General features: G+C 60.1%; 18 protein-coding genes. All 18 read right to left on the bottom strand.

The genetic code is table 11. The features are described 5' to 3' along the window. Positions 1 to 28: 28 nt before the first annotated feature. The 18 genes from argR to H8790_RS05875 all read right to left on the bottom strand — a co-directional run bounded on the left by argR (position 29) and on the right by H8790_RS05875 (position 13375). Positions 29 to 478: an arginine repressor gene (argR, locus tag H8790_RS05960; protein WP_187333972.1), complete on the bottom strand. Its 450-nt coding sequence runs from the start codon at positions 476 to 478 to the stop codon at positions 29 to 31. After that, the gene (locus tag H8790_RS05955) at positions 468 to 1346 is read right to left on the bottom strand and encodes an NAD(+)/NADH kinase (protein ID WP_187333971.1); all 879 of its coding nucleotides are present in this window, start codon (positions 1344 to 1346) and stop codon (positions 468 to 470) included. Before H8790_RS05955 ends, argR begins: the two co-directional genes overlap by 11 nt. Beyond that, on the bottom strand, positions 1343 to 2152 hold the full coding sequence (locus H8790_RS05950; protein WP_187333970.1) for a TlyA family RNA methyltransferase: 810 nt from the start codon (positions 2150 to 2152) through the stop codon (positions 1343 to 1345). The genes H8790_RS05955 and H8790_RS05950 overlap by 4 nt, the downstream gene beginning before the upstream one ends. Continuing rightward, on the bottom strand, positions 2149 to 3999 hold the full coding sequence (dxs, locus tag H8790_RS05945; RefSeq protein WP_187333969.1) for a 1-deoxy-D-xylulose-5-phosphate synthase: 1851 nt from the start codon (positions 3997 to 3999) through the stop codon (positions 2149 to 2151). The genes H8790_RS05950 and dxs overlap by 4 nt, the downstream gene beginning before the upstream one ends. 20 nt (positions 4000 to 4019) lie before the next feature. After that, entirely contained in the window at positions 4020 to 4577 is a 558-nt protein-coding gene (locus H8790_RS05940) for a hypothetical protein (protein WP_187333968.1), read from the bottom strand. Positions 4578 to 5371: 794 nt separating this feature from the next. Then, positions 5372 to 6250 (bottom strand): polyprenyl synthetase family protein, encoded by an 879-nt coding sequence (locus tag H8790_RS05935; RefSeq protein ID WP_187333967.1) that lies wholly within the window; start codon positions 6248 to 6250, stop codon positions 5372 to 5374. Then, the gene (gene xseB, locus H8790_RS05930) at positions 6237 to 6479 is read right to left on the bottom strand and encodes an exodeoxyribonuclease VII small subunit (RefSeq protein ID WP_187333966.1); all 243 of its coding nucleotides are present in this window, start codon (positions 6477 to 6479) and stop codon (positions 6237 to 6239) included. Before xseB ends, H8790_RS05935 begins: the two co-directional genes overlap by 14 nt. After that, on the bottom strand, positions 6476 to 7687 hold the full coding sequence (gene xseA / locus H8790_RS05925; RefSeq protein ID WP_187333965.1) for an exodeoxyribonuclease VII large subunit: 1212 nt from the start codon (positions 7685 to 7687) through the stop codon (positions 6476 to 6478). The genes xseB and xseA overlap by 4 nt, the downstream gene beginning before the upstream one ends. A gap of 73 nt (positions 7688 to 7760) precedes the next feature. After that, positions 7761 to 8210, bottom strand: a complete 450-nt coding sequence (gene nusB, locus H8790_RS05920) for a transcription antitermination factor NusB (RefSeq protein ID WP_187333964.1) — start codon at positions 8208 to 8210, stop codon at positions 7761 to 7763. Positions 8211 to 8241: 31 nt separating this feature from the next. Further along, positions 8242 to 8601, bottom strand: a complete 360-nt coding sequence (locus tag H8790_RS05915) for an Asp23/Gls24 family envelope stress response protein (RefSeq protein WP_187333963.1) — start codon at positions 8599 to 8601, stop codon at positions 8242 to 8244. 96 nt (positions 8602 to 8697) lie between these two features. Beyond that, complete coding sequence (locus H8790_RS05910; RefSeq protein WP_187333962.1) at positions 8698 to 9261, bottom strand: SpoIIIAH-like family protein; 564 nt, start codon at positions 9259 to 9261, stop codon at positions 8698 to 8700. 23 nt (positions 9262 to 9284) lie between these two features. Beyond that, on the bottom strand, positions 9285 to 9806 hold the full coding sequence (locus H8790_RS05905; RefSeq protein WP_187333961.1) for a stage III sporulation protein AG: 522 nt from the start codon (positions 9804 to 9806) through the stop codon (positions 9285 to 9287). A 5-nt stretch (positions 9807 to 9811) separates the two neighbouring features. Next, positions 9812 to 10279 (bottom strand): stage III sporulation protein AF, encoded by a 468-nt coding sequence (locus H8790_RS05900; protein ID WP_187333960.1) that lies wholly within the window; start codon positions 10277 to 10279, stop codon positions 9812 to 9814. Further along, entirely contained in the window at positions 10276 to 11349 is a 1074-nt protein-coding gene (locus H8790_RS05895) for a stage III sporulation protein AE (RefSeq protein WP_187333959.1), read from the bottom strand. Before H8790_RS05895 ends, H8790_RS05900 begins: the two co-directional genes overlap by 4 nt. Continuing rightward, positions 11346 to 11723 (bottom strand): stage III sporulation AC/AD family protein, encoded by a 378-nt coding sequence (locus H8790_RS05890; protein ID WP_241426680.1) that lies wholly within the window; start codon positions 11721 to 11723, stop codon positions 11346 to 11348. Before H8790_RS05890 ends, H8790_RS05895 begins: the two co-directional genes overlap by 4 nt. Positions 11724 to 11736: 13 nt before the next feature. Next, entirely contained in the window at positions 11737 to 11931 is a 195-nt protein-coding gene (gene spoIIIAC / locus H8790_RS05885; RefSeq protein WP_187334241.1) for a stage III sporulation protein AC, read from the bottom strand. Positions 11932 to 11999: 68 nt separating this feature from the next. Next, positions 12000 to 12482, bottom strand: a complete 483-nt coding sequence (locus H8790_RS05880) for a stage III sporulation protein AB (RefSeq protein WP_187333958.1) — start codon at positions 12480 to 12482, stop codon at positions 12000 to 12002. Further along, positions 12476 to 13375 carry a stage III sporulation protein AA gene (locus H8790_RS05875; protein ID WP_187333957.1) on the bottom strand — a complete coding sequence of 300 codons (900 nt, stop codon included), beginning with the start codon at positions 13373 to 13375 and terminating at the stop codon, positions 12476 to 12478. Before H8790_RS05875 ends, H8790_RS05880 begins: the two co-directional genes overlap by 7 nt. Positions 13376 to 13441 lie beyond the last annotated feature (66 nt).

The raw sequence follows: 13441 nt of genomic DNA, 5'->3' as shown, positions 1-13441 counted from the left end.
CCCTCCCCACTTAAGATGATCGGATGGATCAGAGCATCTCTTGTATCTCCTTGCAGAATTCATCGGCGCTTTCGTTGTCCCGCATGATGATGAAGGCGGTGTCGTCTCCAGCCAGGGAACCAACCATAAAGGGGAACTCCATACCGTCCATGGCGGCGCAGGCCGCCGACGCAAGCCCTGGCATGGTCTTGAGTACCACAATGTTCTGGGCACTGTCGATGCTGGTGATACTCTCCCGGAAAATGGTCCGCAGGCGCTCTGCAAAATTCAGCTTCGTCCGGTTGCCCGAAACGGCGTAGCGGTACATCCCCTGCCCCATGGGCTCCTTGATGAGGTGCATCTGCTTAATGTCCCGGGAAATCGTGGCCTGGGTGCTGCGGATTCCCGCGTCCTGCAGGCGGGTCAGAAGCTGCTCCTGGGTCTCAATATTCTCCGAGGTAATGATCTCCAAAATTTTTGCCTGCCGGTCATTTTTCATCCTTTTGTCCTCCTGCGAGCAGTTTCTTTTCGAATATCTCACTGAAGCTCTTCCCGGACAAACGGACAAGCTTCAATTCATGCTTGGACTGACGGACCTGGACCACGTCGCCGGATTTCAGCAGAAAGGCCTTTCCGCCGTCTACCGAGAGGTAGACCGGCTTCCGGCCCGACTCCACCGGCCATACGGTCAGCGTGTGCTCTGGGGAAAGCACATAGGAGTTGAACCGCATGGAGATGGGGCAGATCGGGGAGACCAGCAGATTCCGGGCCGTGGGCTCCACCACGGGGCCGCCCGCGGACAGGGAGTATCCCGTGGAACCGGTGGGCGTTGCCAGGACGATGCCATCGCCCCGTACCTCCACCAAGTCCTTACCGTCGGAGGAGACATGGAGCTTGATCACATGGGCCACGGCGCCTTTTGTGACAGAGGCCTCGTTGAGCGCCAGGTTGGTGTAGATCTGCTTCCCATTGCGCAGCACGGCCACATCCAGCATCATGCGGGATTCCACCGCAAAATTCCACTCCGCCAGCTCCCGCAGCCGGGGCATTTCATTTTGTTCCAGTTCGGAGATGAACCCCAGGCTGCCCAAGTTGACGCCCAACATGGGAATCCCCCGCAGTGCGACCGCTTTCGCCAAATGCAGGATGGTCCCGTCGCCGCCAAAGGCGAGTACCATATCGCTGTCTCTCAACTCGTGCTGCAGGGGAAGCATGTTGAGCTCCGGGTCCCGGAAACGCCCATCATCGCTGAAAGGCAGACACACCACGGTTTTCAATCCGGTGCCTTTGAGCAACTCCAGCGCCGCCTTGGTCCCGGCAAAGCCCTTGTCCCGATAGGGGTTGGGGCAGAGTATCACTTTTTTCATTCGTTCCCCTCCTTCAGGCACCGATGGGACTCTTCCACCAGGGCCTTCAGGTCAAATGACGCCTGTTCGCCGCCCTTTTGCAAATAGCCCAGGTATTCGATGTTCCCCTCCGGCCCCCGGATTGGGGAGTAGGTCAAACCAAGAACTGTAAAGTTAGATTCCTTTGCGTGATTTAGGAAATGTTCCAGCACTTCAAGGTGGACCGCAGGATCCCGGACAACGCCCTTCTTTCCCACCTTTTCCCGGCCGGCCTCAAATTGCGGCTTGACCAGCGAGACCACATGGCCGCCGTCTTTCAGCAGGCCCCAGAGCGGAGGAAGGATCAGCTTCAGTGAGATAAAGCTCACATCCACCGACGCGAAATCCAGCTCATCCGGTACCTCGGTATGGGTGAGGTAGCGGGCGTTGGTCCGCTCCAGGCAGACCACCCGGGGATCGGAGCGCAGCGACCAGGCCAGCTGGCCGTATCCCACGTCCACAGCGTAGACCTTTGCCGCGCCGTTTTGCAGCATGCAGTCCGTAAAGCCTCCTGTGGAGGCGCCGATGTCGCCGCAGACCGCGCCGCTCAGTGAGATGGGAAAAGAGGCCATTGCCTTTTCTAATTTTAACCCGCCGCGGCTCACATAGTTCAGCGCGCTGCCGTGAATTTCAATTTTTGCATCCCTTGGCACCGCGGTGCCCGGCTTATCCACGCGCTGCTGATTCACGAAGACCAGCCCGCTCATGATGGTGGCCTGGGCCTTTTGGCGGCTCTCCTGCAGCCCAAGTTCCACCAGAAGAACATCCAATCTGGTCTTTGCGCTCATCTGCACTCCTCCAATACCGACTCCACAATGCCCCGGGCATCCAGCCCATAGCTGCGTTGGAGCTCCGCCACCGTCCCTTGAGGGGCAATGGTTTTTCCAAGATTTTTCAAAATCAGCTTCTCCGGTGCCCAGCCCTCTTCCGCCATCATGGCGGCAATCCGCTGACCAACGCATCCGGCGCCGAAGGAATCCTCCACCACCAGCAGGCGGCGGGTGGCGCGTACAGAGCGCATCAGGCAGCCCTTCTCCATGGGGGCGATGCAGTTGAGCTTGAGCACTTGGGCGGAAATGCCCTGGCGCTCCAATTCCTCAGCCGCTTCCAGCACATTGTTGATCAGCGTCCCATAACTGACAAGGGTGATATCCGTTCCCGGGCGCAGGCAGACGATCGGTGCGCTGCCGCTGTCGTCGCGATACGCGCCCTCCCCTCCCCGGGGATACCGCACCGCCACAGGGCCTTCTATTTCAAAAAGGGCCTGTTCCAGCATCTTGCGCAGCTCCGCGTAATTGGAGGGACAAAGCACCGTCATATTGGGGATCTCCGGCAGAAACAGCGCATCCAAACTGCCGTGATGGGTTTCGCCGTCGGCGCCCACAAGCCCGGCCCGATCCACGGCCAGCACCACGTGGAGGTTGGATAGGGCCACATCGTGAATCAGCATATCGTAGCTGCGCTGCAAAAAGCTTGAATAGACTGCAAACACGGGGATCAGGCCCTGTTTTGCCATGCCCGCCGCCATGGAAACTGCATGCCCCTCGGCAATCCCAACATCAAAAAAGCGCTCCGGCAGGGTTTTGGCAAAGTGGTGGAGCCCCGTCCCATCCTCCATGGCCGCCGTGATGGCGCAGACCCGCCCATCCCGCTGGGCATACTCTGTCAAAGCGTTGCCGAACACATGGGAGAAGCTGTTGATCTCCTTCTTTTTCACCAGGCCGGTTTCCGGGTCAAAGGGCGCGATGCCGTGGAATTTGCCGGGGTCCTGCTCCGCAAAGGGATATCCCTTGCCCTTGATTGTATTCACATGGACCACCACCGGGCGGTTCAATTCCTTTGCCCACTGGAGCACATGGCACAGCCGGTCCAAGTTGTGTCCGTCCACCGGGCCAAGATAGGTGAAGCCCATGTCCTCAAAGAGGGTGCTTCCCGGCCACAGTGTCTTTTTAACCGCCGTCTTGATCCGGTGGTTGAACCGGTATACTTTCATGCCGAATTCACTGTTCCCCAGGGCGTTCCGATACCACTTTTTAAAATGGTAGTATCCAGGCCGGGTCCGCAGGCGGCTCAGGTGGTTGGACATGGCCCCCACATTGGGGTTGATGGACATGCCGTTGTCATTGAGAATCACAATCAGCGGTTCGCCTGACTCGCCGGCGTTGTTGAGCCCCTCATAGGCAAGGCCGCCGGTCAGGGCCCCGTCGCCGATCAGGGCGATCACCGTGTAGTTTTCTTTCAGCAGCGTCCGGGCCCGGGCCATGCCCAGCGCCACAGACACGGAATTGGAGGCATGGCCGGCAATGAAGGCGTCATGGCCGCTCTCATAGGGTTTGGGGAATCCGGACAGCCCGCCGAATGTACGCAGCGTGGAAAAGAGCTCCTGGCGTCCGGTCAGAGCCTTGTGTACATAGCACTGGTGGCCCACGTCAAACACCAGCCGGTCGCTGGCCGTGTCAAATACCCGGTGCAGCGCCACCGTCAGCTCTACGGCACCCAGGTTGGAAGCCAGATGCCCCCCTGTTTTCGACACCTGATCCACCAGAAAACGGCGCAGCTCCACGCAGAGCCGTTCCGTCTCCTCCCGGCTCAGGGCCTTTACATCCGCAGGGGAATGGATTTTCTCTAATATCAAAACTCGCGACTCCCTTCCGGTCAGCGGCGATGAAACATATGCAGTACTTTGGCCACCGCAAACACCACGCCGGTGCTGTTTTGGATGGCAAAATTCTTGCCCAGGGCCTTTCCCCCGATGGTCAGCCCGGAGATCAGGGCGGTGAAGCCCACGGACAGCAGCAGGCCGTTTATGCTGAAGGCCTGGTGCAGACGCGTCACGATGACGGCGGCCGTGGTGCCGCTGACAATGCCGCAGATATCGCCCACCACGTCGTTGCAGAAGCTGCTGACGTGGCTTGCGTTGCGCAGCAGCGACAGCGCCTCGGCGGCGCCCTTTTCCTTGTGTGCCGCCATGGAGTGGAACGGCCGCTCATCCGCCGCGGTAACAGCCACGCCCACCACATCAAACCCGATGCCCAACAGGATAAATACCGCCAGCACCAGCACCGCCAGTAGGATCCCTGCGCCCTCCAATGCCGTCTCCGACAGGAGGCTCAGGGCCGCGGAAAGAGCCACAGACATGAAGAAAACCCGCAAAATCCACTGATATTGCGGTTTTTCATTGCCCTTATTCCTTCGTTTTTGATCTTTGTCCAACAGGAAACTCCTCCGAACAGGATGATAAATGCTAAGCAGCGGCAGCTACAGAGGTAAATCTTACGGCTTAGGTACGGGTTGGATTTCCCCATGGCGCGCCTCTCGTTGCCGATCAGGTGGTTTCCCTTTCAGCGCCATGCCGCAATGTCGCCAGATGCGATACCCGACTGCCACTTAGTCCGCACTGCAATCCCTCTGCTTCCCTCGTTAGGACAGCCTAGGTGATTTCCACAACAGTCTAACCGTTTCTTAGCCTCTTTTGCAGGCAAGGTTTCAGGGCAATAGCACCCAGCCCTGGCCGGGGCACAGGTGCGTAGATTCCCATTCGCCAGACCCACTCAAGGCAGGCTACTCTGCACACAGCGTTTGGGAGCGGACGCTCCGTCCACACCGCATTGCAGGTTCAAATCTGTTTCGTACACAGGCCGGTTACCACGCAGGGAGTACGTCTGTGCACAAGAACAGGTCTCCACAGGAGCAGGGTCGGGATTCCCATGCCATTGGAAAGCGCCCTACAACTGCAAGCGCATTGCAAACGCGCTTCCCCCCAGCACCCACCCGAAACTGGGCGTAACAAGCAGGCACCAGGGGTTTCATCGATGTGCCCTTCAAAGGATTTTTAGGCCCTTCCTGGAAAACGGCAGTTCTGACTAGAATACTGCGCCGCTGACTTAGCACATGTAGTATACCACCTCCGGCTGAAATATGCAACGTATACCGTATATCCATTTGTGAATTTTTTCTGAAAAATCATGCATAAAAAAAGCCGGCCACAATGTGGCCGGCTCCCGCGATCACTGTGTCCTGTCCGCCAGATAATCTGCGAGGCGGAATAAAAACGCATGGTTGGGAATGGGCTCCACGGCGGCTTTCGCCTGCTCCGTGCACGCACGGATGGCTTCACCGCAGCCCTCCATGCCCAAAAGGTCCACAAAGGTCAGCTTCCCCTCTTTTTTGTCTGAGCCGATCGGCTTTCCAAACGCCTTCTCGCTGCCGATCACATCCAACATGTCGTCCCGGATCTGGAAGGCCAAGCCCACCTGGGAGGCATACTGCCTGGCGGCCTGACGCATCCACGCCCCCGCTCCGGCTGCGGCGCAGCCCATCTCCGCTGCAGCGGAGATCATGGCCCCGGTCTTCAGGCTGTGCAGGAGAGTGATGTCCTCCCGGCTTGTGAGATGGTGCAGGGTATCCAGCACCTGCCCCGCCACCATGCCGTCAGCCCCGGCGGCCCGGGCCAGGATCAGGGCACAGTCCGCCCGGTTCTCTGCGGAAAGGTCCTCCGCGGAGAGGATCAGGCGGAACGCCTCCGGCTGCAGCGCGTCTCCGGCCAGCACCGCCAGCGTCTCACCAAACATCTTGTGGTTGGTCAGCTTGCCACGTCGCAGTTCGTCGTTGTCCATGCAGGGCAGGTCGTCGTGGATCAGGGAATAGGTATGCACCAGCTCCACAGCGCAGGCCACCGGCAGCGCTTTGTGCCAGTCCATGCCGCAAAGGTCTGCAAATTCCAGCGTGAGGGCCGGGCGGATGCGTTTGCCGCCGGCCAGAAGGCTGTAGCGGATGGAGGCATAGAGGTCGCTGTAAAGCGGCTCTCCCAAAAAGAGGCTTTCCAAAAACCGGTCGGTCTCCGTGCGGTAATCCTCGTACTGGGGGGAAAATTTATGATTGCCCATCGGTATCCTCACTTGCAAACGTATTTTCCACCGGCGCGCCGTCCGGCCCCTTCATCAGCGCGACCACCTTCTGCTCCGCCTCGTCCAACTGGAGGGCGCAGGAGGAGGCCAGCTTCGTCCCCTCTTCAAAGAGCGCCAGGGAGTCCGCCAGCTGGGCGTCCCCCTTTTCCAGAAGGGCCACGATTTCTTCCAAACGGGAGATTTTCTCTTCGAATGTCTTTTGTTTCATGACTGCTCCTCCGTTTTTTCCACGCGGCACAAAAGGCCGCCTTCTCCCAGGGTCACATGCACCCGGTCACCTGCCGCCGCATCCCGGGCGGACTTCAGAATCTCCCCCTGCTCCGTCCTTGCCACGGCATAGCCGCGGCCCAGGACCTTCAGCGGGCTCATGGCGTCCAGCGCCGCGCTTAAGGAGGAAAACTGGGCCTTTCGCCGGGACAGGGACTGGGCCTCCACATCGGCCAGCCGCTGCTGGAGATGGGCCAGCAGCATCCGCTTATCCTGGATGTAGGCCGTCTGGTCCAGAAGAACCCGCTTACGCCGCAAGCCGTCCAGCTTTTGCCGCAGCATCTGGAGCCTCTGGGACTCTGCCTGGGAGAGACGGGCTCCGGCGCTTTGGAGATAGCGCAGCAGCTCCGCCATATCCGGCACAGCCAGTTCCGCCGCGTTGGAGGGCGTGGCCGCCCGCAGGTCCGCCACAAAGTCGGATATGGTCACGTCCGGCTCATGGCCCACGGCGGAGATCACCGGCAGCTCCGATTCATAGATGGCCCGGGCCACCCGCTCGTCGTTGAAGGCCCAGAGGTCCTCCATGGACCCGCCGCCCCGGCCGGTGATGATCAGGTCCCCTACTTTCCAGCGGTTTGCATAGCGGATGGCGCCGGCAATTTCCGGCGGCGCCTCCGCGCCCTGGACCCGGACAGGCAGCAGAATCACCTTGGCAATGGGGTAGCGCTTGCGCAGAATACGGATCATATCATGGACCGCCGCTCCGGCGGAAGAGGTGACGATGGCGATCTTCTCGGGGTAGGGCGGCAGCGGCTTTTTGTGGGAGGGGTCAAAAAGGCCCTCCGCCAACAGCTTGGCCTTGAGCTGTTCAAAAGCCACATAGAGGTCCCCCACGCCGTCTGGGGACAGCTCCGTGCAGTAGAGCTGGTAGGCGCCGTCCCGGGGGAAGACGGCCACCCGTCCGCAGGCGATCACCTTCATGCCGTTTTCCGGCCGGAAGCGGAGCTTCGCGGCGCTTGCGCGGAACATCACGCAGCGCAGCGCCCCTTCGGCGTCTTTGAGTGTGAAGTAATGATGTCCCGATGGGTACATTTTATAGTTGGAGAGCTCGCCGCGCACATAGAGGCGGTTGAGCTCCGGCGCCTGGTCCAACAGGCCCTTGATGTACTGGTTGACCTGGGATACCTCGTAAATCCGCTGTTCCTGCAAAGCTTGTCCCTCCCCTCTTCCTGAGAAAACGAAAATCAGAGCGCAGCAAACCGGCTCGCTGCGCTCTGTGGCTCTATTGTGAAACTTCCTGCCGGACGAAACTGCCCAAAATCCCGTTCATAAATTTTACGGTTTCCGGGGTCTCGTATTTTTTGGCGATCTCCACCGCTTCGTTGATTGCCGCGCCGTTGGGGATCTCCGGCATATAGAGAATCTCATACATGGCCACGCGCATAATGGCGGAGGCCACCAGCGGAATCCGCGCGAAATTCCATCCCACCGCATATTTGGCGATGTAACCGTCCAATTCCGCTGCATGCTCCGCAACGCCGCCCACCAGCGCACGGATATAGGCCGCCTGCTTGGCGTTGGGCGACTCCTGATAGAGTGCGTCCTCCGTCGCAAGGCGGGAAAACGACTCGGGGGTCAGGCGGCTCTGGAGCAGCTCCTCCACGGTTTTGTCGGTGAAATTCAACTCGTAGGAAAGATGGATTGCGATCTCTCTTGCGGTATTCCGCGTCATAGTCAATTCGTCCTTTTCTCTTTTGTTGACGTTACAGGCTGATCCCGGTCACATGAACGTTCACGGTGCTCACAGAAAACCCGGTCATCGCCTCCACGGCGGAGGAAACGGCCTTCTGGACATTCTCGGCCACCTCGGGAATGGCGTGGCCGTAGGAGACATTGAGATACAGCTCCAAGGTGATGGCATCCTCGGTGACGTCCAGTTTAACGCCTTTGGCCAGACCCTTTTTCATCAGCTCCGACACATTCCCGGCGCTGGTGGACATCATACCTGCCACACCTTCCACTTCCCGGGCGGCGGACACGGCGATGGCGGCAACCACATCTTCGGAAATATTGATGCTTCCGCCCTCTTCCAGGTGGGTCATATATTCTTTGTTATCGCTCATTCGCTTACTCTCCTCTGAACAATACGTCTTTTGTGACATGCATAGTAAGGGATTCTATTTGTGTATTTTATCACGCCGCCCTGTAAAATACAACCTCTAATTTGCCGGCAGGATTTTGATCTGATCCGCCTTGTACCCGGTTTCCGTCATGGCGATATCGGTAATTTTTGCCACATCCTGGGCCGTCAGCTCTCCGGCATCGGGAGGCGCCACCACCACGCTGAGGCTGTCCGCGCCCATGAATGCCACGCAGTCGGTGTAGCCCTTGGCGGTGACCAGGTTTTCAATCTGGGCCTCCTGAAGCGTATAGGACGCCAGGGCCTGAATCCCCTCGGAGGCCGCGTTCAGCGTCTCCTGGTCCGCGTTTTCCTCCTCAGAAGCTTCTTTCAGCAGGTTCAGCGCGTTGTCCCTGGCCTGCTGGCGGGTCAGCCGGGCCGTTGCAAAGTAATCGGAGCCTTCTCCGTAGACCGCCGCCTCGTCCGTGGGCTCGCCGTCAGTCTCCGTCTTGCTGACCAGGGTGGATTCCCCCAGGGTCTTGGTCTCCACCGCCTCGCCGGGGTCTGCCACATTGCCGGCGTATTTCCAGTTCAGATATACCGCCGCGCAGACAAAGAGCAACACCGTAGCCACTACCATGTTCCGTTTGAAATTCCTGTTCATCGTACGTCCCCTTTTCCAAATTATCACTGACATTTGACCACCGTAATCCGATCTGAGCTCAGCCCGGTCAGGGCGGCAACCGCCTGCGTGAGCGCTAACTTTACCTCCGGGTTTGCCCCGCCCTCACAAACCACCAGCGCTCCCCGGTAAACCGGGCAGGTGTTTTTTGTGATGATCGCGCCTTCTCCCCCGCCGCTCTCTGAGAGCACCACGGTCTCCGAGCGGCGCTGGTAATCCTCCGGAGCCTCCGTGGCCCCGCTGTAGCTGAGTTCCGTATCCTGTGCCAGGGCCTTTTCCCCAGTGGAGTCCAACGTGAGCATCAGCGTCAGGTTCCCAACGCCGCTGATTTTTGAGAGGATCGACTGCATCCGCTCCTCGGTCTCCTCAAGGGTGGGCTCCTCCGCAGTTGGCGCGGCGGTGGGCGCTTCCTTTTCCCGGTTTCCCGAGGGCCAGGCCAGCAGCGCCACACCGGCCAGAATCACCAGCACCACGTATTTGTAGCGGTCCCACAGCGACCGCACCGCGTCTTTTTTGATTGCCTTCATCCTTTTCATGTTCCTTTCCAGGTCTGCTTTTCCCTGGGGATGCCTAACTCCTGCTCGATGTAGCCGGCCAGCTCCTCTGAAGTTTCTCCGCTCAGCGTCAACTCCGTGGGACAGGGCGGGTCGTCGCCCTCCACCTTGACGGAAGGCGTGCATCGAACCCCCAGTTCGTCCGCTTTGTCTGAGATATATGCTTCCGTTTTCTCCTGTATGATTGTCCGGAGGTTTTTTTCATTTTCCGCCTCGTAATCGGCCTGCTGGGACTGGATTTCAGCCTCCCAGCGGCTGAAGTCCAGGGAGAACTCCTCCGGCTGAATCTGAAGCAGCGGCTGGAGGATCACCAGCAAAAGGGCCAACCCCCCGGTGAACCGGGCGATTTTCCGGATGGACCCCTCTGGGATGATGCTCTCTGCCACCGACACCAGCACCGTGGCCGCCACAATGCCGGTCAGCCAGCTTCTCAGCGCCTCAATCATGGAACCACCGCCGCCACGGAGGAAAGGAGGGAGATCAGCAGCAGCAGCGCGCAGGAGCCGGTCATCCCCAACACCAGGCCAAAGGCGCCGCCCAGGCCGCTCAGCAGCTTCACCAGGGGCGCAATCCCCACCGCGCCGGAGGCAAAGGCCGCTAACTTATAGAGGAGGTACTGCACCCCCAACTGCAAAAACGGGACCAGGCAGGTGGCCATCACCACCAGCATGCCGAAGATGCCGATGGTGTTTTTCAGCATGCCCGCCCCAGCCAGCACCGTCTCCGAAGCCTCGGAGATGATGCCGCCCACCACCGGGACCATCCCGGAGATGGCGGTCTTGGCCACACGGACAGTCAGCGCGTCGGCGGCGCCGGAGATGATGTGCCCCACTCCCAAATAGGCGGTAAAAATCAGCAGTGCGCCGCTGAGAATCCAGGTAATCACCTTTTTCAGCATCTCCGCGATCCCTCCCAACGGGTAATCCGGCAGCATCACCCCAGCGGTCAGCGCACCGATGTACAGATAGGTCATGGGGATCAAAATGCCATTGATCAGATTGAGCAGCAGGTCCACAAAAAACACGGTGGCCACCTGATGCACTGTGGCGGTCCCCACCGACCCGCAGGCCGCTGTCGCCGCCGCCAGAGTAGGCAGCAGCGCCTTAGAAAACTGGTTGAGCTCCTCAATGGTTCCGGCGCCCAGGCCGATGAGCGAGTCAATGCTGCCGGCGGAGAGCAGCGTGATGGACAGCGCTCCGGCCATGGGCACAAAGTTCCGGATCCGGCTGCTTGCTGTGCCCTGGAAAAACCCGTCCGTCAGGCCGCACAGCAGCACCACCATCAGCAGCAGCACCAGGTTCCGCACCCGGGAGCGCACGATGGCGCCCAACTGATCCTGCACGGCCTGTCCCATGCGTCCAATCCCCTCATTGAACGCGCCCACCCCGCTGAAATCCATGCCCTCCAACAGCTCCTGCTCAGGGGCGGCGTCCGCCAGATCGTCGGGAACCTCAGCTGCCGCGGTCGACGTGCAGAGCACGCACGCCAGCAAAAAACAGATCACAAATCGTCTCATAGCAACTCCAACAGCAGCTTGATCACCGACCGCAGCAGGGGCAGCGCGGCAAGGATGGCGCAGATGGCTCCAGCCGTCTCCGTCAAAGAGGCCAGGGCCGACTCGCCCGCATCCCGGCAGAGGTCACTGCCCACTTTCGCCACAAGGGCGATGCCGACGGTTTTCAGAAGCGGTGTAAATACCGCCTGAGGCACTGCCGTCTCCTCCGTCAATTCCTGTAAAAACTCCAGTATCTCCCCCGCGTCCTGCAGCAGGCAGAGCAGGATCACCGCGCCCACCGCCAGCGTCAGGAGCAGCGCCGTCTCCGGCGCGTTTTTCTTCATCAGCAGTCCCAGCACGGCTCCGACGATGCAAAGGACTGCCACCTGGGCCATCCGCTCCATCCTATTAAAAGTGGAACAGTGTCTTGACCAGTTCAAAGAGATCGCTGATCTTCTGCACCAGCATCATCAGGACAATCACCAGCCCGGCCAGCACCACCATCAGCCCCTGCTCCTCCCGGCCGGAGCGGATCAGCAGTTGATTGAGAACCGCCACCAAAATGCCAATCGCCGCAATTTTAAAGATCAAATCCACATCCATCGTCAAGGCCTCGCTTCTGTAAAATTTGGACATGCTCCACTCTATGAGCGCGTGGGGCAAGATATGCCTCAGAGCAGCAGGATCACCAGAAACAGCGCTCCGGAAGCGCACAGTGCCGTGCAGAGCTTCTCCCGGTCCTTCTGCCGGTTCCGATCCGCCTGGGCCTGCCGGCGCAGCTGCTGGGCCGCCCAGGTGAGGTGCCTGCGCACGCTGGCCTCGTCCCCGTCCAGCCGCAGCTCCATCAAAGTACGCCGCGCCGGCCCTGAGAAGTGGTGTGCTGCCTCTTCCCGCCAGGCCTGTCCCAAATCTCCGCCCCGGGAAATCCGATCGGCGACGGCGCCAAAGAAAGCGCCGGTGAAGCGGTGGGAGACCAGCTTTTTCAGAAGCCGGGGCATGGGCGTCAGGGAAAGGGCGATCTCATTTTCCATCTGCTCCAAATCCGACGCCATCTGCTCCACCAGCCGCAGCTCCTGACGCCAACGCCTCACCGTGTCGTACCAGCCCCAAAATCCTCCGGACAGGATCAGGAGGCACCCCGCCGACCTCAGCATGGCAGCTCTTCCACCTGGTAGACGCGCTCCGCTCCCTCACAGCGGATGAGGACCGCCCGGTCAAATACCCGTGCATTCAAGAGCTGATGATAGAGGGGCTTTTGCATGAGTTCCTCTGTTCCCGCGGCGTGGATCGTGGCCAGGAGGGAAACGCCGCAGTTGGCCGCGGAGGCCATGGCCCGGATATCCTCCTCCATGGTGATCTCATCCACGGCGATGATCTGCGGATTCATGGCACGCATCACCATGGGGATGCCCATGGCCTTGGGACAGCCGTCCAGCACATCCGTACAGCTCCCCATGTCCATCTGAGGCTCCCCCTGGCAGCACACCGCGATCTCCCCACGCTCGTCCACCACGCTGACCCGGTGGGAGGGCCGCCCCTCCCCTCCGTTGGACAGGCACCGGACCATGTCCCGCAGCAGCGTGGTCTTCCCCCCTCCCGGCGGCGCCAGGATCAGGGTGCTTTGGAATACGCCCTCCTCAAAGAGCTGAGACATGAGCGGCTCGGCAATCCCGATCTTCTCCCTGGCGATGCGGATGGCCACGGAGGTCAAATCCCGCAGGTTGGTGTTGACGCCGTCCCGCAGAACCGCTGTGCCGCAAAGCCCAATCCGGCAGCCGCCCCTGGCGCTCAGATATCCGTTGCGCAGTGATTCCACCGCGGAGTAGCGGGAAAATTCCGTGGCCATATTGACCACTGTCTCCAAATCCTCTCCGCTTACCTGCTCAGTCCAGGGCCGCTGTTCCCCCTCCGGCGTCAATATGGACAAAGGGCGGCCCACCCGCAGGCGAAATTCCTCTGCCTGCTGCTTGACCTCTTCCGGCAGGTGGTTCACCTGGGTCCGCAGGCGCATGGGCAGGCACTCCGCCGCCTGCTGAAAACATGTCATTGCAGTCCTTTTATATTCCACAGGACTCTCCCCTTTCCTCTGCACTCTACTCTATGAACGCTCGTC

The sequence above is a fragment of the Oscillibacter hominis genome (assembly GCF_014334055.1).
Lineage (GTDB): Bacteria > Bacillota > Clostridia > Oscillospirales > Oscillospiraceae > Oscillibacter > Oscillibacter hominis.
This window is presented reverse-complemented; position numbering and strand designations above follow the sequence as displayed.

Coding starts and splice junctions, on each gene's coding strand:
- H8790_RS05905 (WP_187333961.1), bottom strand. CDS start 9,806: ATGAAGGCAATCAAAAAAGACGCGGTGCGGTCGCTGTGGGACCGCTAC.
- H8790_RS05875 (WP_187333957.1), bottom strand. CDS start 13,375: ATGACATGTTTTCAGCAGGCGGCGGAGTGCCTGCCCATGCGCCTGCGG.
- H8790_RS05890 (WP_241426680.1), bottom strand. CDS start 11,723: ATGGCCCAGGTGGCAGTCCTTTGCATCGTCGGAGCCGTGCTGGGACTG.
- H8790_RS05950 (WP_187333970.1), bottom strand. CDS start 2,152: ATGAGCGCAAAGACCAGATTGGATGTTCTTCTGGTGGAACTTGGGCTG.
- H8790_RS05935 (WP_187333967.1), bottom strand. CDS start 6,250: ATGGGCAATCATAAATTTTCCCCCCAGTACGAGGATTACCGCACGGAG.
- H8790_RS05915 (WP_187333963.1), bottom strand. CDS start 8,601: ATGAGCGATAACAAAGAATATATGACCCACCTGGAAGAGGGCGGAAGC.
- H8790_RS05955 (WP_187333971.1), bottom strand. CDS start 1,346: ATGAAAAAAGTGATACTCTGCCCCAACCCCTATCGGGACAAGGGCTTT.
- nusB (WP_187333964.1), bottom strand. CDS start 8,210: ATGACGCGGAATACCGCAAGAGAGATCGCAATCCATCTTTCCTACGAG.
- H8790_RS05900 (WP_187333960.1), bottom strand. CDS start 10,279: ATGATTGAGGCGCTGAGAAGCTGGCTGACCGGCATTGTGGCGGCCACG.
- H8790_RS05910 (WP_187333962.1), bottom strand. CDS start 9,261: ATGAACAGGAATTTCAAACGGAACATGGTAGTGGCTACGGTGTTGCTC.
- argR (WP_187333972.1), bottom strand. CDS start 478: ATGAAAAATGACCGGCAGGCAAAAATTTTGGAGATCATTACCTCGGAG.
- H8790_RS05895 (WP_187333959.1), bottom strand. CDS start 11,349: ATGAGACGATTTGTGATCTGTTTTTTGCTGGCGTGCGTGCTCTGCACG.
- spoIIIAC (WP_187334241.1), bottom strand. CDS start 11,931: ATGGATGTGGATTTGATCTTTAAAATTGCGGCGATTGGCATTTTGGTG.
- xseB (WP_187333966.1), bottom strand. CDS start 6,479: ATGAAACAAAAGACATTCGAAGAGAAAATCTCCCGTTTGGAAGAAATC.
- H8790_RS05880 (WP_187333958.1), bottom strand. CDS start 12,482: ATGCTGAGGTCGGCGGGGTGCCTCCTGATCCTGTCCGGAGGATTTTGG.